We start from the raw sequence: 21,544 nt of genomic DNA, 5'->3' as shown, positions 1-21,544 counted from the left end.
TAAATGACTATGACTTAACAGATGGTGATTTATCTGTGAGTCAAAGCTAAAAGTCGTTAATTATCTATTCAAGCACTTCCTTGAACTCTCTCTCGAACATCGCAATCAAGCACGGCTATTCAATTCAGTAAACAGCGACGCTAATAGCGTCGCTTGTTCTGCTCTGCCACACTGGCGCCAAAGCGCAATAATGCACTCTGCAGTGCACAAGCCTCCTTCTTGCTGATTACGCCGCAATATAAAGGCGGATTCAGGCATAAGTGGCGGCAAACTGACTCGTGCAGCCGTTTTAAGATAGGGGCTCTGGCGGAGCATCTTACGCGCCTCCTGCCAGGTTGCATCTAAAATCACTACTTGGTTAGGCATTCGCTGTGCTGCTATGACTGTAGATTGCGCTGCCGCTAACAACATTTGTGCATTCGAGAGCACTGGCTCAGCTAAATCCGTATCTAAGGCATTATGATCAATGGGCTCAGCGGGCTCAGTATCACTTGCTGGAAACAACAGTTTAGCCTGCTGGGATGCGAGCATTGCCACTAAATCTTTATCAGGTGCCGTTCTCGACCAGACGATGCTTTTCACCTCTTCAGGGAATGCGGCTAACGCAAGTTGGCCAGTATTTGTTTTGCGGGTTAACTCGCGTTCGTGGGTCAATAAAATAATCTGCATTGCCTTCCTTGCTGCGGCAAAAGAATGAGAAATAACATTAAACATCTAGCGATGTTAGGAACAGGCTCGAAGCTGTATCAGCTTGAAAGAGCACGTTGAAATAACGACGTTCAGTCGCCAACCAAACCCTGCTTACTCAGTTATGTGTGAAATAAAATCATATATTAAATACTTGATTTTAAAGTAATAAAACTTACAAACATTCCAACGCTATCTTTTTTAGCAGAAAAGTTTCACGCTCTATTGATTGGCCTTTATGGGGATGATTGCGCTGAATATCTTCATTATGGGCGATAGCTTGATGAATATTGAGCCATTCAGGCCGCATCCCATTTTTTATCTCATGGGCTTCTAATCGAGTCTCACTTAAACCACGCTCGCCCAGTGCGGTGTCAATACGGCACACATAACAGAATGACTCCATGTGCACTACGTTCGCCCCTTCACGGTACCAAGGCCGAAACTCTTCGTAACGACCAAAGGGGGCTAACACTTGAATGTCTAGAGCGCCGGTTTCTTCCTGTAGCTCGCGGATCAGCCCATCTTCGAGGCTCTCGCCGTCGTCAATTCCGCCGCCGGGTAAGCTGTAGTCGCGGTATTTTTGAGTATACAGCAGCAAAATGTCTTCACCCGATAACACAATCGCGCGGGCAGCTCTGCGATAAAAAACGCGTGCCGTCTGTAGGTTAACCGCTGGATCTTGGGTGGTTCTCAATAAACGCATAGTCGTAGCCATTTGCCGAAAAGGAGTCGCAGCATAAACGAAAATGTGCCAAATGCAGATCAAAAACTGTAGCAGAGGCAATAATCACACTCATCCCGTACGAGTGATTAATAGATTTTAGCGATTAGACTCTTGATTATTAACGGCTTAAGCTAAAATCGATTTGCCCATGATATTAACGTTATCTCTTTCGCCTGATTCTCATCTTAGCTGTTCTTCTTAGGTTCTCAGCGTAATTCCCAAGCAGTAAAAAGACTCAAACTCACTTATGCTCCCCCATGTTCACTCAAGAGCAGGGCCAATTGCTGCTGATAGGCATCAATAATCTCTGGTATTTGCTTATGCGTGGGCATGCGTTGGTAATGACCAATCACCTGCGACAGATAACGCTGCGCTCGCGGCAAACTTGTTTCATCTAACGTCTGCCACATTAACGAACCCGTAGCAGTGATAGGCAGACCATTTGGAGCCGCGATTGTACTGACATGGAGGATTTCGTAGAAACGTTGATTCTCTTCCAATAAGTGTTCCGACTTCAGCCCTAACCCTAAGGCAGTGAGTGATTGCCTGACATAATAATTATGATGCACGGGACACAAAATAAATTCGAGGTGCCGCTGTGGGTGTTGAACTAAGATTGCCCGCACTAAGTCCACCAGCAATTCACCACCCACACCAGCGATAATAATCAACTGTTTATCTTGGACACTGGTTTGCCCGAGCGGTAAAGCCGCGACATCGAGACAATGCACTTGCCACTGAGTATGACGATATAAGTTTGAGTTTGGTTCTGGGTTTGACTGTAGGTCTATGTCTGGGTCTATGTCTGGGTTTAAGTCTGGATCTGAGTGTGGCGCCATATTGGGATTAAGGCCTGATATCTCTGCGGGAAAGAAACGCTGCAACCGCAGTTCAAGCGCCTGCATCAGCGAAGGGACACAATCGACAAAGTGCACTTGGTGGGCAGCGCTTCTTTCTAACAACAGCATACCGAGCAAACCATGATCGCAGCAGCAATCCCAAATATGATCGTAATGACCACTGATCATGCTGTTTATCTGTTGTAAACGTTGGCTAATTTTCACGGTTTGACCTTACTGCTGCGGCTCAAAATACTATAAATCCCACTGTAAATCCCACGCTAAATTGCATTTTTAAGCAAAAAGAAAGCGCGCATATTACCCGAGTCAAAAGCAAACCACATCTTTTGTTCGTGCCCTCGCAATACTTCTCGTCACTTCTGTTACGTCACGCCTTAATGTGGTGAATACGTATGCAGGCCGTTGCGGTTAAAAAGCCATCGCCACTAGTATGCTGTGAGTCACATTCATTATAAAAACAAGGATCAAGGAATGTTCATCAAGACCAACCCTATTCAGTTTACTGGCCGTCACTTAACAAAGAGTCACGCTCGCCAGAGCTCATCGCGCCAAAAGCGATCGCAAGCGCTATTGTGCCCTACACTTATCGCTCTTGCGGTTACGAGTCTCTTTAGTGCCAACGTATTTGCCAAAACCGTTACCGTCAGCTCACCCAACCAACACATTCAAATCAGCTTGAGTGACGATACTGGCCGCCCCGAATATAAAATCGATTTTCACGGCAAGACAGTCATAGAACCGAGCCGCTTAGGCTTAGTTTTTCAATCCCTTGGTGAACTCGGTCAAGGATTGCAGATTAACAGCAGCGAGAAAAAAAGTGCCGATGACAAGTGGCAACAACCTTGGGGCGAGCAGGAATGGATCCGCGATCAGCACAATCAACTGACCGCAGTATTAAGCAACGGCAAGGTGCAACTCGAAGTCGAGTTTAAAGCCTTTGACGATGGTATTGGCCTTCGCTATCACTTAGCCGATCAAGCCGCTCTTCCCGCTAATTCTCCGCTCTCAATCACAGACGAGTTAACCGAGTTCAATGTCGGCCAAGCCGATAAAGCCACCGCTTGGTGGATCCCTGCCCGCGGTTGGAATCGCTACGAATATTTGTATCGCACCACAGCGCTGAATGAAGTCGATAGAGTCCACACGCCCTTCACCTTTAAACTCGCGAACGTTACGCACTTAAGTATTCACGAGGCCGCTTTGGTGGACTTTGCCGCCATGACCTTAGATCAGCAGCGCGATGGCAAGCTTAAGGCCGATCTCACGCCTTGGTCCGATGGCATTCGCGTCAAAACTCAAGTAGGCTTTTATACGCCGTGGCGCACCATTCAAATTGCCGACAACGCGACTGGTTTGCTCAACTCACACCTTATCCTGAACCTCAATGAGCCCAATAAACTCGGCGATGTTACTTGGGTAAAACCCGGGAAATACGTCGGTATTTGGTGGGGAATGCACTTAAATGAAAATACTTGGGGTTCGGGCCCAACCCACGGCGCCACCACCAGCGAAACCGAACGCTATATGGATTTCGCCGCTAAATATCAGTTTGATGGTGTATTGGTAGAAGGTTGGAATGAAGGTTGGGACGGCGATTGGTTCCATAATGGCGATCAATTTAGCTTTACTAAGGCCTATGCCGATTTCGATCTGCCCGCCATCACAGCCTACGGGGCGAAAAAAGGGGTGCGTTTAATCGGCCACCACGAGACAGCAGGATCAGTCACCCATTATCGCGATCAAATGGCTGATGCCTTTGCCCTGTATGAGAAGCACGGTGTGACCCAAGTCAAGACGGGCTATGTCGCTGATGGTGGCCAAATCAAGCGTATCGATGACAAAGGCATTACCCGTCACGAGTGGCACGACGGCCAGTTTATGGTGGGCGAGTATCTGCACAGCGTCACAGAGGCTGCGAAACACCATATCAGCATCAATAGCCACGAGCCAATCAAAGACACGGGTCTGCGCCGAACCTATCCAAACTGGATCTCCCGCGAAGGTGCCCGCGGCCAAGAGTACAATGCCTGGGGTAGCCCACCAAATAGCCCTGAACATACGGCCATGTTACCGTTCACCCGTATGCTCGCTGGCCCAATGGACTTTACCCCGGGGATTTTTGACTTAGCACCTAAGGGGTTGGATGCACAAAACCGTGTGCAAACCACCTTGACCAAACAGCTCGCCTTGTACGTTGTGCTCTATAGCCCAATCCAAATGGCAGCGGATCTGCCGCGCAATTATGAAAAGCACTTAGATGCCTTCCAATTTATCCGCGATGTGCCCACAGATTGGTATCAGAGTGTCGCGCTTGCCGGTGAAGTCGGCGACTATGTGGTCTTTGCCCGCCAAGCGAAGGATCAAGGTGATTGGTACTTAGGTGCACTCACGGATGAAACCGCGCGCAAGGTCACGGTCAAACTGGATTTCCTCGATCCCAAGAAACGTTATCAAGCGCAGATTTACCGCGATGGCGCAAACGCCGATTGGAAAACCAATCCCTATGATTATGTGATTGAGACTAAAGAAGTGAGCGCTAAAGATAGCCTCAACCTCGTACTTGCCAGCAGTGGCGGTACGGCAATACGCTTTAAAGCACTTTAGATTTCATCGTGTTCAGTTCAGCGCGCTAACTTAATTGCTTAAGCGAGTGTGAAAATACAGAGTAAAAAACAGAAAGTCACCAAGGATGTACCTTGTCCTTGGTGACTTTTTATTGCCAGATAGCACCTGTTTATCCCAATACAAAACGTAAAAGTTAATCCTCCTCGAAGCGTCTTAGCTGATGTTGGCGTAGATTTCAGTTGGTGCCCAATAGGCCGACAAATCGGTATGAACCGAATACACAGGCTTTAAATCCCCCCGCAAACTAGCCAACACCACAGACTGTTCAATTCAGCCCAAGGCAAATGCGTACAATCAACACAGGTGCAAAAATGCCTCAGTTAGATTAATCTGACATTCTTTTCCTTGCCTCATGGTGCTTATCTTGCGGTACACGGCCGACTTATTAGAAATGCGCAGCTTTAAGCGTTTTGAGACGGAACTCGCACACTTAGGCTTTACGCATTTTAAACCCTTAGCGCCACTTCGCCCTTGGGTGCAGCGCTACTTTCATTTGCGCGTAGCGACCGATTTACCGCAGGGCATTGAGCAGACATTTTATCCGGACGGCGGCACTAGCCTGCATTTCTATTTCCCAACGCCAACACAATCGCTAACTCAAACGATAAGCAGCGATGAACCCAAAGTGTTGTTTCATTGCGGTCAAAGCCGACATTCCCACGCCTTTTTGCCAGGAATCGAGCTGCTGATAGTTCGCTTTCACCCCGGCGGCGCGTTTCATTTACTCGGCATTGAACTGCAAGATATTAAGTCTACGACATCAGTGACAGCTATTGATGTGACGCAATTGCAGCTAACAGGATTGGATCACCTGCTATCACAACTGGCGCAAACCAATCAACCAGCCCGACGCATCGCCCTACTTGAGCATTGGCTATTGCAACTCAACCAGCGCCAATTTGATGTGGCCTTATCTCGACATAAAAGCACTATGGTTGGCTTAGTGCAGGCGAGTTTGCTAAAGCTTATTCAAACTCAAGCCAGTTTAGAGGATTTCTACGGACAACTGCCCCTAAGTCGCCGCCAGTTTGAACGAAGATTTAAACAAGAAACCGGATTGTCGCCAGCGCAGTTACTGCAGTTGAACAGAGTCAAAGTCGCCCGCAATCTACTCAGCCAATCACCTAACCTCAGCCTAGTGCAGGTTGCATTCGATTGCGGATTTTACGATCAAGCCCATCTACATCAACACTTTGTGCGGGTGACACAGCAAACTCCTGGGCAATATAAAAAGCGTAAAATGTCGCAAATCTCCAATCCTACGTCGCGCTAACCGCTTAGATTGAAGCCTCAGCTTATAGGAGGCTTTTATGTCAGAACGTATACCACGCCAGCAAATTTATCAGCTACAACCCGCACTCGCCAACGCACTGTTAAGCTTAGACAAAGCAGCCGGCGACTCCCACTTTTCGCCATTACTGGTGCATTTAGTCAAGCTCAGAGCATCGCAACTCAATGGCTGCGCGTTTTGTCAGCGAATGCACGCAGAAGAAGCCAGAAGCGACGGTGAAGAACAGCTGCGTTTAGATTTACTTGCCGCTTGGCAGGAGGTCGATGGACTCTTTAATGAACGGGAACGTGCAGCGCTGCTCTGGACAGAAATCTTAACCCAAGTTGCCACTGCGCCCGTGCATGACAGTCAGTATGCGGCGCTTGCAGAGCATTATTCCGAGAAAGAAATTGTCGACCTCACCAGCTTAATCATTGCCATTAATGGCTGGAACCGCGTCGCAATTGCCTTCCACCTGCAACCCATCTAGCGGCACATAAATGGACAAATAAACAGGGCACCACATCGGGTGCCCTGTTTGTTGGTATCACTATACCGTTCATATCGCTATGTCGTTAACTTAAGGTCAGCGCGACAATTTTAAGTGGATGATTGTCATCGAACGAAGGGAAATCTTCATGGGGATCGAGCCAAGTGTGCGCTGTGACTGTGCGGCCTTGTTTTTCAACGCAGCGTACTAAACTGTCAAACCAAGCTTGGCGATCAACTTTCGCCACATTGTTGCAGCAAACGATAGTGCCGCCGACTTTGGTCGCCATTAATGCGGGCTTGAACAAACCTTGATAATCATTGATCAAATCGACAATACCGAAAGCACTCTTGGCATAACGCGGTGGATCGAGGAACACGAGATCAAACTGGGTTTGCGGCAATTTGGGGTAGCTCGGTAATTTTTGATTACGGCGCCCTCCCACACTTAAACCAGCCAATTGGCGCAATGCCGGAAACGCATCACTCTGCACAAACTCACACACATTGGACACCTGATTTAACGCCGCATTCGCCTTGCCCGTGGCTAAAGCAAAGGAAGAAAAATCGACGTTCATCACCCGAGTCGCGCCGCCGATGGCGGCCGCTGTACCAATGCCGCAGGTGTAAGAAAATAAATTCAGCACGGTTTTATCTTGGCTGTTTGCCCGCACATATTCGCGGCCAATGCGCATATCGAGGAATAACAGCGGATCTTGTCCTTCGTGACGCAGTTTAGTGCTGAACTTGATGCCATTTTCCTGCATGACTCGCTCAGAACTCGCGATCTCTGTCAGTGCCGGTGATAACGCATTCAATACGCGGGAATTGCCTAATGAACGGTCGTTATACACAATCGGCAAATCGGTCTGTTGCAGCAAAACGGCGCTAATATCGCTCAACTCTTCATCGGTTAAGGTCTGATGAAAACTCTGCACTAGCCAAGTATCGCCGTAACGGTCGACATTCAAGCCACTCACGCCTTCGACTGTGCCATGGAACACCCGAAAACAATCGGTTTGATCCTGTTCTGCTTGTTGTAAAAAATCATGGCGTTTCGCCAGAGCCGTCGATAACAGCGTTTGAATAGACATAAAAAGCGGGACTCGCGCAGCGGAAACCTGCGTAAGGTTTCAATAAGGAAAACGGCATGATAGCAAACTAGCACTCAGAATATCGGATAAATTCACCCTGCCAGTGCGAAAAACAGGCTTTAAAAAGTGCATACTAGGACAACGACCTAGCTTGATTGGGTTCATTCACTTTTTAGCTTTAGTCGTTACGGCTCAATGCATGCTCAAACTCACCTATGCCTCCCGTTTGCGATTCAATTCACTGAGTCCTTGATGGATAAGGCTTAAGCAGGCAGAGGGATCTTCTAACGGCAACAGATGCCCATATCGCTGATCTTCTAAAAACACTGTGTTTGGCGTGAGTTGTTGCCAACGCTGCCAAGTCGCTTCAGAAAAGAACACTGACGGTTTCCCTCGGATAGCGACGCAGGGAAGCTTTATCTGCCGCAATATCGATAATACATTCGGCGGCTGGGTGTAATTATGCGCTTCCCACCGTTTAGGAAACTTCAACGTGAATTGGCCATCATTGTGTTGATAAACCCCGAATTGGGCTAAGGCGGCAAACGCCTCATCATCAAAGCGTTTGTATAACTTACTCATTTTGCAATATTCAAGGAAATGCTCACGACTTTCCCACGCATCGCGCTTCTTTAAGGTGTTTTTGGCGGGCGCGGTCAAATTCATTAATGATTTAGGCATTAACTTGGCAAACCAAGCGATAGGGCGCGACACCATTGCAGGTTCAATAAGTATCAGGGCTTTAAACAAATCGGGTCTTTTGTTAGCGGCAAGAATGGTACTGGTTGCTCCCATCGAATGACCCATTCCGACAATTGGCGCACTGCAATGCCGCTCAATATGCAAGATCAAATCATCGGTATAGAGCTGCCAATCTCGGCGCTTTGGCGGCAAACCAGCATCGGGCCATGTCGGCCTTAACTCGAGTGCATTAAGGCTAAACGCTTGCTGCAACTTGGCCAATAAGGGCGCATAAACACCTAATGCAAAACCATTGGCATGGTAGAAATGTACGCTTTCACCAGTATCAGAAAAGGTTTTAAAAACCTTGGCCTGTTGTAATTCAGTCCAAATTTGAACCATTAAATCCTACTTATCGCGTCCCAATTTTCTAGTTCAACGGATTCAATCGCACCAATCTCAGCCACTAAGCACCTTACGCTCAAGCTACGAAATCTAGCTGTCGATATCAGTCTCTACAACGACCTGAAAAAGTCATTAAATCACTTCAATTAACGACTCTAATCCGGGCGCGGTTTTAGTTGGCACAAACTCTATCACCTCAAACTCGGCAACATCGGCAATGCAGAACGGATCTTGCTGCAAAATAGCCTCTAGCGCCGCACGACTATCAGCCTTAGCGAGGATAACGCCGCCGGTTCGAGGCACCTTGCGACCCGAGGCAATAAAAGTCCCTGTAGCATAATTCTCATCAAGGTAGGCAATGTGCGCGGCTAAATGTAACTCCACTTCGGCAATCGTTTTTTTATAGGTGAGCGAAACAACAAACATAGGTATCCTCTTATTCACAAGTTTGGGGCATAGGGTTCGCCCCCTGCTGACTATATAGTGCGGTCCTAAAGTGTCAAATGAACTTAGCCTCCAGCAAAGTTAAAACAGTCAACAGCAGGTTGCACCTCTGTTTACGTGTGGTTATCAACCCATGATGAATACGTATGTAAGCGGTTGTACCTAAAACCAAGGCAAGGCTACTATAAATCCGCTCGTTTCGCCCTCTGCTTGTGGGGTTTGAGATGTGTGAGGTCGTTTCTGATAGGGTTATATACAAGGATTGCTATCAGGCTTAAGTTCTTTCTGCTGACTGGCTTTGAGCCATTCTTTTGGACTGACTCGTTTTAATTAAGCTGTTAAGTCCAAATGTGAAATGAATTTATCGGCGAATATGCTTCTGAGGGAGAGGTATATTCGCCATTTTTTCACAGAGCAGACGCATTCATAGCAAGCGCGAAACCATCCATTGCTCGGCAAAACAATTAAAACAATAAGCACTCAAGGCAGACATACTGCCGGCAACAGAAAGGAAGTTCAATGTCTTCGAATCATCAACAGGCGAATCAACAAGATAGCCATCAAGCTGTCGTGCCTCAGGCGCCGCATTCATTCAAGCAACAACCTGAGCTGAATTTCTGGCAAATTTTTAATATGTGCTTCGGCTTTTTAGGCATTCAATTTGGTTTTGCCCTGCAAAATGCCAACGTTAGCCGCATTTTTCAAACCTTAGGCGCCTCTATCGATGAAATCCCCATTCTGTGGATTGCCGCGCCGCTAACGGGTTTGTTGGTTCAACCTATTATTGGTTATTTGAGTGATAAGACCTGGGGACGCCTTGGCCGCCGCCGCCCTTATTTTTTGATTGGTGCGATTTTTACTACCCTCGCCATTTTTATCATGCCGCACTCGCCTACCCTGTGGATTGCCGCGGGCATGTTGTGGATCATGGATGCTTCGATCAATATCGCCATGGAGCCGTTTCGCGCCTTCGTCGGTGATAATTTACCGAAAAGCCAGCGTACCCAAGGCTATGCTATGCAAAGCTTTTTCATCGGCATTGGCGCTGTGGTAGCGTCAGCTTTACCCTATATTTTGACTCACTTTTTTAATGTCGCTAATACCGCACCAGCGGGTGAGATTGCCGACTCAGTGCGTTATGCCTTCTATTTCGGTGGCACAGTGTTATTGCTCGCGGTCACTTGGACTGTCGTATCGACAAGGGAATATTCTCCCGAAGAATTAGCCGCCTTTAATGCTAAACAAATCGATGCTGAGGATGAAACCTTATCCCGTATCCGCAGCGCAAAAAAATATCAATTTGCGTCCTTCGTGTGGATGGGGCTCGGTGCCCTGCTCACCTTCGCTATTTGGGCGCAGGATTTAGACAAGCAACTGTATATCTTAAGCTTAGGGATTTTCGCCTTTGGTCCATTGCAACTGTATTGCGCGCTGCGTTTAGGCAATTCGCAACCCGCTGAACGCCATAAGCTCGGCATGGTATTTAGCGTGGTCGATGACTTATTCCATATGCCCAAAGCCATGCATCAACTGGCGATTGTGCAGTTTTTCTCTTGGTTCGCGCTGTTTGCCATGTGGATTTACACCACGTCTGCCGTGACGTCCTACCATTTTGGCAGCAGCGATGTGTTGTCTAAGGCCTACAACGACGGCGCAGATTGGGTCGGCGTGCTGTTCGCCTCCTACAATGGCTTTGCCGCCATTGCCGCGATTTTTATTCCTATGCTGGCTAAGCGTATCGGCATCAAGCTAACCCACACAGTCAATATGTTCTGTGGCGGTATAGGCTTGATTAGTTTCTTTTTTATTAAAGACCCAAGCCTGTTATGGCTGCCGATGATAGGTGTCGGTATTGCGTGGGCGTCCATTTTATCTGTGCCCTACGCCATGTTGTCGGGCATGTTACCCCCGCAGAAAATGGGCGTTTACATGGGGATTTTTAACTTCTTCATCGTGATCCCGCAGCTTCTTGCCGCCAGTGTGCTGGGTTTAATACTCAATGGTTTGTTCGATGGTCAACCTATTTATGCACTGATCACGGGAGGCGTCTTGATGATGTGCGCTGGTATTGCCGTGCTTTTTGTTGAGCAAGAAATTGTGGTTCAAAATGAGCAAAGTGCTGGCCTGAATGGCAACACGCCCTTAAGCGCAAAAGCCGTAAACAAAGTTAATTGATAAACATCACTAAGCACAAAATGTGGCCAACAGTTAGCTGATATACATCCAATATGTGAAGCGCGGTGAACTCGCCCCATTGGCGATTCACCGCAGCATGAAGCCTTTTTATCAATCCAATCACTATAAAAATATAACCATTATTTGGGGAGAACGAGATGGAATCGAGTCCTACGCCGCAGCAGGATCTGCACACCAACCAAACCCGTCACACACAAGCGTTAACAAGACGCAGCCGCCTAGCGCTTGCCGTCGCCGCAAGTCTATTAGGGACAATAGGATTCACAGCCTGTTCACCCACATCGGATTCAGCAACACCGAGCACAAGTGTCAACGCCGCATCACATGTGCAGCAGGTTGCCCCTGGCGCACCGGGTAAAGCGCCGACTTGGGCATTTTCGGGTAAAACCGGTATTGGGACGTCTTACGAGCCTTACACCCAAGGTCAATACCAAGATGCCAAGCACAATCCCATTAGCCGCGTCTGGTTCTCCCTCGCCCAAGGTATTTTAACCGAAACCATGTATGGCCTGATTCACAATGCGCAGCTCAAAGAACTGCAATTTGTGATCACGGGCAATGGCTTTGTCGATACCGAAAAAGATAACACCATCAGCAGCATAGAATATTTAGATACAGATGCTAACGGTCGCCCACAATCCCTTGCCTATAAAATTATCAACAAAGATGTTGAAGGTAAGTATCAGATTGAAAAGCATATCTTTACCGATCCCGACCGCGACACCCTAATGATGCGCGTCACTTTTACCGCCTTTGAAGACGGCATTACGCCGCATTTGTATGTCAATCCGCATATCGATAACGCGGGCGCCAATGATATCGGCCGCATCGACACTCATGCAGACAATCATGCCAACACTCATGCTAATAATCAGGCGCTAGTGGCCTATACCGCAGCCAAAGACAGCAGCGTGATGACGGTAAAATCCGATCTGAATTTTGTGCAAGCCACCACTGGCTTTGTCGGCGTCTCCGATGGCCTAGCCGATTTGGCCGATAACGGCACACTCGATACGCCCTATCAAACGACCAGTGCGCAAGATAAATCGACCGTCGGCAATATCGCCTTTACCGCGAGTTACCCTACGCTCATCAAAGCCAAACCCGTCACCTTTAATCTCGCCATCGGTTTTGGTAAAGATGAAGCCCAGAGTTTAGCCAATGCCGATGCCACTTTGGCCGCAGGTTATGATGCAGTGCTCAGCGCCTACAAAGGCGATGCCACCCATATCGGCTGGCATGATTACTTAAGCTCACTGCCCGCCATCGCTAACATGGCCAACAACACGACCGATAACGGCAAACTGCTGTATACCAGTGCTATGGTCTTGAAAGCGCAGGAAGATAAAACCTATGCGGGCGCACTTATCGCTTCACTTTCTAACCCTTGGGGCGATACGGTTTCGGCAGCCGTGCCGAGCACTGGCTATAAAGCGGTATGGCCGCGCGACTTTTATCAATGTGCCATGGCCTTCCTCGCCATGGGTGACACGCAAACGCCCAAGGTGGCCTTCGAATACCTGAAAAAAGTGCAAGTGACCGAAAAGACGCCCGGCTTTACGGGTACGCCCGGTTGGTTCCTACAAAAGACCCATGTGGATGGCCAAATTGAATGGGTTGGCGTGCAGCTCGATCAAACCGCCATGCCGATTATGCTCGGCTGGAAACTTTGGCAAGCGGGCGTGCTCAGCCCTGATGAGATCAGTCACTGGTATCAAGAGATGCTCAAAGGTGCAGCGGACTTTTTGATCAGCGGCGGTGAGGTCAATCTGGATTGGAATCACACCCAAATTACCCCGCCCAAAACCCAGCAAGAACGTTGGGAAGAACAAGCGGGTTACTCACCCTCGACCACGGCCGCAGTGATCGCAGGTCTTGTTGCCGCGAGTGAAATAGCCAAAGAAGCCAAGGATCCCGACTCCAGCAGCCGTTATCTTGCAGCCGCCAAAGACTTAAGTAATAGTTTAGAAAAACACTTAGTCACCACCCAAGGACTACTAAAAAACAGCGCAGGCGTCAGCGCGCCTTACTATTTACGTTTAAGCCCGAATGGCGAGCCAAACACCGCCGATACACTGGCGGCGAATAACGGTAAGCAAGGTTTAGATCAGCGTCAGATCCTCGATGGCGGATTTTTAGAACTAGTACGTTATGGCGTGCGCGGTGCAACTGATAAGCTGATCAATCAAAGCCTTCAATTGATTGATAACACTGAACTTGACTCTAATTTGCGCCTTAAATATGAGTTTACCGCTAAAGATGGCAGCAAAATCCCAGGCTTTAGACGTTATGGCAACGATGGCTACGGTGAGGATACGGTTTCTGGCAAGAACTATGCGGAATCGGGCAGCAACAGCGCCGATCAACGTGGCCGCGTCTGGCCCTTCTTCACCGGTGAGCGCGGTCATTTTGAATTAGCACTCGCCCAAGAAAAAGGCGAGCTAACAGGCAATAACTCGCAGCAAACCAAGCAGCAGTTGATCAACACCTATGTGCAAGGCATGGAAACGTTTGCGAATGCGGGCATGATGTTACCCGAGCAAGCGTGGGACGGTGTCGGCGATGCCACCCGCTACCATTACCAACTCGGACAAGGCACTAACTCAGCCACGCCGCTAGCCTGGACCCATGCCGAATACATTAAACTGGTGCGCTCAATGACCGACGGCCAAGTCTGGGATAACTACCCTATCGTCCCAGCGACATTGAAATAACGAGTTGAAGTGGCTTTTTGAAATAGTGTATTGAAATAGCGCATTGAAAAAATGTGCTGAAATAACACACTAAAACAGCGCATGAGCTTAACGATGCTTTAGCTTTAATAAATTAAGGGCTAGAACAACTCACAAATGTTGTTCTAGCCTTTTTTATATCTGGCTGTGACCTGTCAGACTCATTTTATAGAATTAATGCCCTTTTCATACTGAATTAAAGATGCATATCACCGAGTTCATTCACAACCAGTATACAGTGCGCAAAAAACAGACGAAGAATAGCCCTGTTATGCTAACAACATCCATCAAACCTGATGAAAGTTGCGGTGATCTTTTACATATATTTTTTTAACATTCAAATCCCTTCACAGGCTGACTTTCCCAAGCAACCAAATCGTGTTACATTATGTAATTAATGGCGGTTTAATTTGTTAACAGGATTTTTAATGCGACGTTTTTTGCGGGTAATGAAATGGATTTTAATCTCTCTATTATGTATTCCTGTCAGTTTATATTTCATTCTTCTGCTTATAAATTTTCGAGACAGTCCACCTTCTGAACTGGCACAAAACTACTTAGCCGACATCGCGGAAAATGATAATGCACTATCAAATCACCTTAACGATAATGCTTATGTATTTGTACTCGGTTTTGATGTCAGCAATACTGCTTCGCCAATGGATGTTGGACTAGAACGCCTCAAGAAGTTACAACACCTCGGGGTTATGGATAAACCTCAAGATAACCAACAAATCCGTTTTGAAAAGCCCCAATTACCGCTTGAACAATGCATCAAAGAAGATGATTTTCTCTCCAGCTGTAATGTAATGCTTAAACAAGAGAACAATCTTAACGCCTTACTCGATGAATATAATTGGTTAATCGTCCGCTACCAGCAGCTGCTTAATATCGGTACTTGGCAGGATGGCAGCCAATTTAATGTTTTTACAGATAGTATGCCCTTTACCCATCTGTTAGCAGCACAAAAACTCTATCTGTTTAATGTACTGACCGATGCCAGCACTATGGATCCCCTACAAGTCGCCGAGGCAATCAACCAAGATATGCTATTTTGGCAACGGCTATCAGCAAGCACTCATATGCTTATCGGTAAGATGATGAGTAATGCTGGAATGGAAGCGAATATGAAACTTGGAGAGTTGGTAATGAGTCAATTGCCGCATTCACAACTAATCGAGGCGTTACCACCAAGCTGGAAGCATGCACTGTCACCAGAAGTACTTTCGTTTGACAATGTAAAAAGGGGCGAATGGTATTACTTTACCCAGATAACCAGAGCGACACAGGTCACTAGTGATACTGACATAAATACAAAGCTAATAGAGTGGTTACTGCTACCATTGATGCAACACCAAGATACCGCCAATCGTTATGCCGCGATCCTAAACGACACGGCTCCCCTGAATGAATGTCCTAGCAATTTATCAATCGAAACTTTCAGCCAATACATCTATAACCCCGTAGGGAAATTCATACTCTGCTCTGGCATTATTTCATTAACCCCTTATCAGGAAAGGTTTAACAGACTTGAGCATCAACGAGCGGAGCTTGTTACTCGACTCCCACAAGATAGCACGAATATTAACTCCACTCTGACTGGCCAATTATAAGAATCGATATACAAAACATAGATATTTGTTATGGCTGACTCAGTTTATTCTTGCGCGGGAGTAAACTGATTTTTCCTGTTTTTCATCAGCTTATGCTGCGGATAATCTTGCGGCGTGCAACCAAATTGCATTTTAAAAGCCGCACTGAAACTGCTGACGCTCAGATAACCTAGACTATGTGCCACCCTAGTCGTGCTCTCTCCTTGGCTTAAGCTTTCAAGCGAATTTAACAAACGAAACCTTTGCCGCCATTGTCGATAAGTGAGCCCAGTTTCAGCTTTGAATAGTCGTTCAATCGTTCTCACACTCGCGCCGCCCATTTCGGCTAACTCGGTCAGGGTGTAATTCACTGTTGGGTGCCGGATCAACTTTTGGATCAAGCGGCTGAGTCTTGGATCTGAGCCTGCGGGTAAATGAGCATCTAGGCTGTCCAGAGTTTCGAGCTCATCAATGGCAACCAAACCCAGCCGATGCAGTTGTCCACTGCCTAAAAGGTGTGAACTCTCACAGAGTTTGAGCACCAGTTCGCGCATCAGCGCTGTCATCGTCACCATCACCACTTTTGTATCCTGTGGCCTAACATCATAGCTAGGATCAATATAGATATTGCGAGTGTGGGCGTGGGTTTCGCTGTTCACTTGATGGGGCAAATTGCAGGGGATCCACACCGCATGGGTTGAAGGTACCACCCAGACGGCATTGTCGCTGCGGACACGTAACAAGCCTTTCGCGGCCCAAAGTAGCTGCCCCGCGGATGAGAATGAGGCTCGATGCCCGCTTCCGCCGCCATATTGCGAGTATGGGTTAGCACAGGTCGATTGGCATCTGTGATAAACGCCACGTCACTGGGCGTTAATAATGTCGCTTTAGGAACAGGTTTTGACATATTACCCTCTTAAAACGCCAAACTAAGTCAGCTATCTTAGTTGGCATCTTTTACGTATTCAACCCAATAGGTCGGTAAACATGAAACGTTTTATTGACGTTAAACCGCTAGCGTTTTTCAGTGCACTGTTGATCGCTACTTTACTTGCACTTTTTCCGCTGAGTCAGCATCCCGCGGTGTTTTCCTATAGCGGTGGCGTAGTATTAGTGACCTTAATGTTTTGGAGTACAGGTTTTTTCCCGCCCTTTATGGCGGGATTAATATTTTTTGCCCTTGCCACCATTTTCAAACTCATTGAGCCGAGTGTACTTTTTTCAGGATTCGGCTCGACTGCGGTGTGGTTAATCATTTCAGGGTTTGTGATTGGCAGTGCCATCACTCAGTCTGGTTTAAGTCGCAGAATGGCCAGTTTGATTGCCCCCATACTGACCACAAGTTATCCACGCTTGATTGCGGGTTTGGTCTTTAGTGCCGTGCTGCTTGGCTTTGTGATGCCCTCATCCGTTGGCCGTGCGGTGGTCATGGTGCCAATTGGTATGGCGTTAGCTGAGCAAGTCGGTTTTGCTCGTGGTAGTCATGGGCGGATAGGCATTGCGACCGCCTTGGCACTGGCGTGTAACATGCCCAGTTTTGCCGTGTTGCCCGCGAATATTCCCAATATGATATTGGCGGGTTCCAGCGAGAATCTATTCAATATCCACTTTGGTTATACCGAGTATCTCTTGCTGCATTTTCCGATCCTTGGTTTGCTCAAATCGATATTGATTGTGGCGCTAGTCGTCTTCCTATTTCCTGCAAAAATTGATGAAAACCAGCCTGAACGCATTATTGAAACAGAAGCTTATAACCTTGGTATGCAAAAGAAAGTCACAGTATTACTTGCGATCACTTTACTGTTTTGGGTGACAGACTCACTGCACGGGGTCAATCCGGCGTGGGTTGGACTGACCACCGCTATCTTGTTATTGCTCCCCAAATGGGGAGTGCTTGAGCCTAAGAGTTTTAATAGTTCGGTGGATTTTGCGACCGTCATTTTTGTCGCGGCGGCCTTAGGTCTGGGAGCATTGGTCAATCAATCTGGACTTGGCACTGCGCTAGGCCAACTGTTCAGTGAATGGCTACCATTGCAGCAAGGGGCATCGTTTCTGAATTTCATGTCGTTATCGCTGATGGGGACGCTGACGGGATTGGTAGCAACGGTTCCAGGTGTGCCGACAGTGTTGTCCCCCATGGCGGCAGATTTTGCCAATGCAACTGGCTTCTCCACTCCTGCAGTATTAATGACGCAGGTGATCGGTTTCTCAACCGTGATTTTTCCTTATCAGGTTGCCCCGTTGATTTTGGCGATGCAATTATCCCAAGAGCCCTTAAGCAAACTACTTAACATCACCTTACCGCTGGCGGCAATCACTCTAATTGCACTTATCCCACTGGATTATCTGTGGTGGCTATGGCTCGGTTGGATTAACTAAATTGCGTTAACTAAAGCGGGCTAACTAAAATGCGTTAACTAAATTAAATTGACGAAACGCTCACCCTTGGCGGTATTGACGCCGCCAAGGGTGCTTTAGAGCAGCCATCATCAATTGCCCAGCACTCGACACTCTACAGCGCATACGATCAGCACACAGCTTACAACAAGTGCATCTTTGCGCTTGGGTCGATAACACAACTGTCCCCACATAAATTCTTTCGATAAGTTTCATTGTTAGACTATACTGTTCATACGTACAGTATACTGTGATTTATTATGATGATCCTAGGCCGCTTCGCCAAACATACCCAATATCGGCTCTCGCTATTTAGCTCCTTGATTGCCGCAGGATTTCCGTCACCAGCCCAAGACTATGTAGAACAAACATTAGATCTCAATGAGTTATGCATCAAGCATCCCGCCGCCACGTTTTTTGTCAAAGTCCAAGGGGATTCGATGATCGAAGCGGGGATTTTCTCCGGTGATATTTTGGTGGTGGATCGCTCATTACAGCCGGCCCACGGGGATACCGTTGTCGCAGCGGTGAACGGTGAGTTTACCGTAAAGCAATTACAACTGCGCCCTGTGGTGCAATTGCTGCCACGTAATGCCTTATTCTCCCCGATTGCCATCAATGATGAGTCTGAGTTAAACATCTTTGGGGTGGTGACCAACGTGGTGAAAAAGCTCAAATGACGCCCTCACTATTCGCCCTCGTCGATTGCAATAATTTTTATGCATCCTGTGAGCGGATGTTTAGGCCAGATTTAGCTGGCAGGCCGATTGTAGTGTTATCCAATAACGATGGCTGCGTCGTCGCCCGCTCGGCAGAGGCAAAACAACTTGGCATCAAGATGGCGGTGCCTGTGTATCAAATCGCAAACCAACTCCGCCAGCATCACGTCGCGGTATTCTCCTCCAACTATGCACTCTATGCCGACATATCAAATAGAGTCATGACCACCTTAGAGCAAATGGTACCGAAAGTAGAAGTGTATAGTATTGATGAAGCGTTTTTAGACCTTTCTCGTCTCGATAAATGCATTGATATTCATCAGCTTGCCTTAGATATTTATCAACGGATACCGCAGTGGATTGGGATCAGTGTTTGCGTCGGCATTGGACCGACAAAAACCCTCGCTAAACTGGCAAACCATGCCGCGAAACGTTATCCCGCAACGCGGGGCGTGGTTGACTTGCGCGACCGTGAACGCCAACGACGGCTGATGGCGCTTATCCCTGTCGACGAAGTCTGGGGAATAGGCCGTAGGCTTACAAAACGCTTGAACATCATGGGTATAAATACCGCGTTGCAATTGGCGGATGCGCATCCAAAGCTTATCCGCGACACCTTTTCTGTCACCGTCGAGCGCACGGTACGCGAACTTAACGGCATTGCCTGTGATGACATACAAGAGGTCGCCGCCACTAAGCAACAAATTATCAGCTCCCGATCCTTTGGCAGCCGTATTGATAATTTAGAAGCGATGCAACAGGCAATCAATGAATACACTTTTAGGGCCTGTGAAAAACTGCGCTCCGAGCGCCAGTACGCTAAAGCAATGTCGGTATTTGTCCGTACTAGCCCTTTTAGCGATGCAACTCCCCAGTACAGCAAATCACTGTCGGGCTGTTTAGTTCGCCCCAGCAATGATACGCGTGATTTTGTCACCCTTGGCCAAAGCCTACTGCAACGCATTTGGCGTGAAGGTCATGCCTATGCAAAGGCCGGTGTCATGTTAGGGGATTTTTTTGGTGCAGGCGTGTTTCAGCTCGGATTATTCGATGACGTCACGCCTAGACCTAAAAGCAAGGAGTTGATGCAATTACTCGATAAAGTGAACCACAGCGGTCATGGAAAAATTTGGTTTGCAGGACAAGGTATTGACCCGACTTGGGGAATGAAGCGTGAGCAGCTTTCCCCTCGTTACACCACCCAATGGGCACAATTACCCATAGTGAAATAATCAACAAATCCAGTGGCTAAATGACCGCCTGCGAATTACAGACCCCACCTAACGCTAAAATCCATATAACACTAAAACCCATCTAGATCTAAAAAACATATACCGCTAAGCCCCGTTGGGTGTTAACGCTAAAGCGGCATTAACACCCATCAAGCTTTGGCTCATTCCGCCTTAACACTCTTCATCGCTGAGATCTTCAAAGTACCAGTAGCCTAGATTCACCCACTCGGTAAGTTGCGTGAGCAAATCAGCATGGGCTAACCAAGGGGCTAAGGCAGCTTTATCCAACTGATTACTATCACATAGTAATGGGATCACTGCGGCCAATTCGGCTGAAAGCTGATACTTATCACCATTAATATAGACAACGCCCTGTGCCACATTAATATCAAAATACAAACAGCGCAGCCCGCCGAGGCGAATAAGCGGCTGCTCATCGAGCCAAGCGAGCACTTCGTCTTGCGTGATGTCCAATGGCTCATCGGGTAAATCTAAGGCGCATTTTGACTGAGTTAAATAGCGGCCCGAAAACTCGCTCACCAGTTCATCGGTCAGCATATTGGTCAGTTGGGTGCGTAACCGCGCTAAATCGCCATTATCGACACAACCACTGCGGGTGGTCAGCTCGCGGTCTGGATCTGAAATCTGCTGTGCGCCTAAATCCTGTTCAGACAAATGATCGGCCAAAGCACTTATCATATCTTTGGCAGAGGCGGTGCGATAACCCACAGAGAAACTCAAAGACTGCTCTAAGGTTATGCCGTCATGGGGGAATCCAGGGGGAATATAAAGGATGTCGCCAGGCAACAACTCAGTATCGATAATCGGGTCAAAGGCTTCGGTGTGCAGCAAAGCGGGATGGGCGGCAAACTCTTTGTGCGGCCCCAGATCGCCCACACGCCAACGGCGACGTCCTGAACCTTGGCAAATAAACACATCATACAGATCGATATGCGGCCCCACGCCACCGCCTGGCGTCGCGAAGCTCACCATCACATCATCTAAACGCCAGCGCGGAATAAAATCAAAGCATTGGATCAAGGCCTCCGCATCGGGCACCCAGTTATTCAAAGCTTGGACGATCAGAGTCCAATCCCGTTCACCGAGATGATCGTAGGAATCAAAGGGACCAAATTCCGCCTGCCATTGGCCAGCTTGTTGGTACACCCGCCGAGATTCCACCAGCTCATCCATGGCTAAGCCAGCTAATTCTTCGGGCGAAACTAAATCTTGAAAATGCTTGAATCCTTGGCGGATCACCAAGGGTTTTTTCTGCCAATACTCTGCTAGAAATTGCGCGGGCGTTAAGCCGTTAATATCGAGTTGCATGGGTTGCTCACAAACCAAACTGTTATTCATAGCAGCAAATGCTAACAGGAAGCGAAACCAAGAAA

General features: G+C 47.8%; 16 protein-coding genes and 1 pseudogene. 9 read left to right on the top strand and 8 right to left on the bottom strand.

The features are described from left to right. Positions 1 to 105: 105 nt before the first annotated feature. The 3 genes from FW758_RS04290 to FW758_RS04280 all read right to left on the bottom strand — a co-directional run bounded on the left by FW758_RS04290 (position 106) and on the right by FW758_RS04280 (position 2,478). The gene (locus FW758_RS04290; RefSeq protein ID WP_446444725.1) at positions 106 to 669 is read right to left on the bottom strand and encodes a tRNA-uridine aminocarboxypropyltransferase; all 564 of its coding nucleotides are present in this window, start codon (positions 667 to 669) and stop codon (positions 106 to 108) included. A gap of 193 nt (positions 670 to 862) precedes the next feature. Next, the gene (locus FW758_RS04285; protein WP_446444724.1) at positions 863 to 1,393 is read right to left on the bottom strand and encodes an NUDIX hydrolase; all 531 of its coding nucleotides are present in this window, start codon (positions 1,391 to 1,393) and stop codon (positions 863 to 865) included. Between the two features lie 266 nt (positions 1,394 to 1,659). Further along, entirely contained in the window at positions 1,660 to 2,478 is an 819-nt protein-coding gene (locus tag FW758_RS04280) for a tRNA (adenine(22)-N(1))-methyltransferase TrmK (RefSeq protein ID WP_446444723.1), read from the bottom strand. 267 nt (positions 2,479 to 2,745) lie between these two features. On the opposite strand from FW758_RS04280, the gene FW758_RS04275 reads away from it, so the two are divergent. The 3 genes from FW758_RS04275 (at position 2,746) to FW758_RS04265 (ending at position 6,659) form a co-directional block, all read left to right on the top strand. Next, a complete protein-coding gene (locus tag FW758_RS04275; protein ID WP_446444722.1) occupies positions 2,746 to 4,878 on the top strand; it encodes a glycoside hydrolase family 97 protein in 2,133 nt (710 codons plus the stop codon). 373 nt (positions 4,879 to 5,251) lie between these two features. Continuing rightward, a complete protein-coding gene (locus FW758_RS04270; protein WP_259579442.1) occupies positions 5,252 to 6,172 on the top strand; it encodes a helix-turn-helix domain-containing protein in 921 nt (306 codons plus the stop codon). Positions 6,173 to 6,209: 37 nt separating this feature from the next. Continuing rightward, positions 6,210 to 6,659, top strand: coding sequence for a carboxymuconolactone decarboxylase family protein (locus FW758_RS04265; RefSeq protein ID WP_107947705.1), 450 nt, complete (start codon positions 6,210 to 6,212; stop codon positions 6,657 to 6,659). A gap of 85 nt (positions 6,660 to 6,744) precedes the next feature. Here the strand turns inward: FW758_RS04265 and FW758_RS04260 are convergent, their stop codons facing one another. The 3 genes from FW758_RS04260 to FW758_RS04250 all read right to left on the bottom strand — a co-directional run bounded on the left by FW758_RS04260 (position 6,745) and on the right by FW758_RS04250 (position 9,264). Next, the gene (locus tag FW758_RS04260) at positions 6,745 to 7,752 is read right to left on the bottom strand and encodes a class I SAM-dependent rRNA methyltransferase (RefSeq protein WP_446444721.1); all 1,008 of its coding nucleotides are present in this window, start codon (positions 7,750 to 7,752) and stop codon (positions 6,745 to 6,747) included. Between the two features lie 213 nt (positions 7,753 to 7,965). Continuing rightward, positions 7,966 to 8,835: an alpha/beta fold hydrolase gene (locus FW758_RS04255; protein ID WP_446444720.1), complete on the bottom strand. Its 870-nt coding sequence runs from the start codon at positions 8,833 to 8,835 to the stop codon at positions 7,966 to 7,968. A gap of 135 nt (positions 8,836 to 8,970) precedes the next feature. Beyond that, positions 8,971 to 9,264, bottom strand: coding sequence for a YciI family protein (locus FW758_RS04250; protein ID WP_106650621.1), 294 nt, complete (start codon positions 9,262 to 9,264; stop codon positions 8,971 to 8,973). Between the two features lie 537 nt (positions 9,265 to 9,801). On the opposite strand from FW758_RS04250, the gene FW758_RS04245 reads away from it, so the two are divergent. From FW758_RS04245 to FW758_RS04235, 3 genes are all read left to right on the top strand, one after another. Continuing rightward, a complete protein-coding gene (locus FW758_RS04245; protein ID WP_446444719.1) occupies positions 9,802 to 11,457 on the top strand; it encodes an MFS transporter in 1,656 nt (551 codons plus the stop codon). 158 nt (positions 11,458 to 11,615) lie between these two features. Beyond that, the gene (locus tag FW758_RS04240; RefSeq protein ID WP_446444718.1) at positions 11,616 to 14,192 is read left to right on the top strand and encodes a glycoside hydrolase family 15 protein; all 2,577 of its coding nucleotides are present in this window, start codon (positions 11,616 to 11,618) and stop codon (positions 14,190 to 14,192) included. A gap of 446 nt (positions 14,193 to 14,638) precedes the next feature. After that, positions 14,639 to 15,823: a hypothetical protein gene (locus tag FW758_RS04235; RefSeq protein WP_006086808.1), complete on the top strand. Its 1,185-nt coding sequence runs from the start codon at positions 14,639 to 14,641 to the stop codon at positions 15,821 to 15,823. A gap of 44 nt (positions 15,824 to 15,867) precedes the next feature. Here FW758_RS04235 and FW758_RS04230 read toward each other — a convergent pair. Continuing rightward, positions 15,868 to 16,709 (bottom strand): annotated as a pseudogene (locus FW758_RS04230) (AraC family transcriptional regulator). Positions 16,710 to 16,789: 80 nt separating this feature from the next. Between FW758_RS04230 and FW758_RS04225 the strand changes: the two are divergent. The 3 genes from FW758_RS04225 (at position 16,790) to umuC (ending at position 20,150) form a co-directional block, all read left to right on the top strand. Then, the gene (locus FW758_RS04225; protein ID WP_446444717.1) at positions 16,790 to 18,181 is read left to right on the top strand and encodes an SLC13 family permease; all 1,392 of its coding nucleotides are present in this window, start codon (positions 16,790 to 16,792) and stop codon (positions 18,179 to 18,181) included. Between the two features lie 278 nt (positions 18,182 to 18,459). Further along, on the top strand, positions 18,460 to 18,879 hold the full coding sequence (gene umuD / locus FW758_RS04220; RefSeq protein WP_006081811.1) for a translesion error-prone DNA polymerase V autoproteolytic subunit: 420 nt from the start codon (positions 18,460 to 18,462) through the stop codon (positions 18,877 to 18,879). After that, positions 18,876 to 20,150: a translesion error-prone DNA polymerase V subunit UmuC gene (gene umuC / locus FW758_RS04215; RefSeq protein ID WP_259529774.1), complete on the top strand. Its 1,275-nt coding sequence runs from the start codon at positions 18,876 to 18,878 to the stop codon at positions 20,148 to 20,150. The genes umuD and umuC overlap by 4 nt, the downstream gene beginning before the upstream one ends. A gap of 171 nt (positions 20,151 to 20,321) precedes the next feature. On the opposite strand, the gene FW758_RS04210 is transcribed toward umuC, so the two are convergent. After that, positions 20,322 to 21,479, bottom strand: a complete 1,158-nt coding sequence (locus tag FW758_RS04210) for a ribosomal protein uL16 3-hydroxylase (protein WP_011846918.1) — start codon at positions 21,477 to 21,479, stop codon at positions 20,322 to 20,324. Positions 21,480 to 21,544 lie beyond the last annotated feature (65 nt).

Source organism: Shewanella sp. 1180_01 (assembly GCF_052850535.1).
The sequence above is the reverse complement of the archived record's forward strand: the minus strand, read 5'-3'. Positions and strand labels throughout refer to the sequence as shown.

Excerpts from the sequence above, each read along its gene's own strand:
- FW758_RS04245 (WP_446444719.1), top strand. The coding sequence starts at position 9,802 with ATGTCTTCGAATCATCAACAGGCGAATCAACAAGATAGCCATCAAGCT.
- FW758_RS04255 (WP_446444720.1), bottom strand. The coding sequence starts at position 8,835 with ATGGTTCAAATTTGGACTGAATTACAACAGGCCAAGGTTTTTAAAACC.
- FW758_RS04210 (WP_011846918.1), bottom strand. The coding sequence starts at position 21,479 with ATGCAACTCGATATTAACGGCTTAACGCCCGCGCAATTTCTAGCAGAG.
- FW758_RS04265 (WP_107947705.1), top strand. The coding sequence starts at position 6,210 with ATGTCAGAACGTATACCACGCCAGCAAATTTATCAGCTACAACCCGCA.
- FW758_RS04285 (WP_446444724.1), bottom strand. The coding sequence starts at position 1,393 with ATGCGTTTATTGAGAACCACCCAAGATCCAGCGGTTAACCTACAGACG.
- FW758_RS04240 (WP_446444718.1), top strand. The coding sequence starts at position 11,616 with ATGGAATCGAGTCCTACGCCGCAGCAGGATCTGCACACCAACCAAACC.
- FW758_RS04260 (WP_446444721.1), bottom strand. The coding sequence starts at position 7,752 with ATGTCTATTCAAACGCTGTTATCGACGGCTCTGGCGAAACGCCATGAT.
- FW758_RS04275 (WP_446444722.1), top strand. The coding sequence starts at position 2,746 with ATGTTCATCAAGACCAACCCTATTCAGTTTACTGGCCGTCACTTAACA.
- FW758_RS04225 (WP_446444717.1), top strand. The coding sequence starts at position 16,790 with ATGAAACGTTTTATTGACGTTAAACCGCTAGCGTTTTTCAGTGCACTG.
- FW758_RS04270 (WP_259579442.1), top strand. The coding sequence starts at position 5,252 with ATGGTGCTTATCTTGCGGTACACGGCCGACTTATTAGAAATGCGCAGC.
- umuD (WP_006081811.1), top strand. The coding sequence starts at position 18,460 with ATGATGATCCTAGGCCGCTTCGCCAAACATACCCAATATCGGCTCTCG.
- FW758_RS04290 (WP_446444725.1), bottom strand. The coding sequence starts at position 669 with ATGCAGATTATTTTATTGACCCACGAACGCGAGTTAACCCGCAAAACA.
- FW758_RS04235 (WP_006086808.1), top strand. The coding sequence starts at position 14,639 with ATGCGACGTTTTTTGCGGGTAATGAAATGGATTTTAATCTCTCTATTA.
- FW758_RS04250 (WP_106650621.1), bottom strand. The coding sequence starts at position 9,264 with ATGTTTGTTGTTTCGCTCACCTATAAAAAAACGATTGCCGAAGTGGAG.
- umuC (WP_259529774.1), top strand. The coding sequence starts at position 18,876 with ATGACGCCCTCACTATTCGCCCTCGTCGATTGCAATAATTTTTATGCA.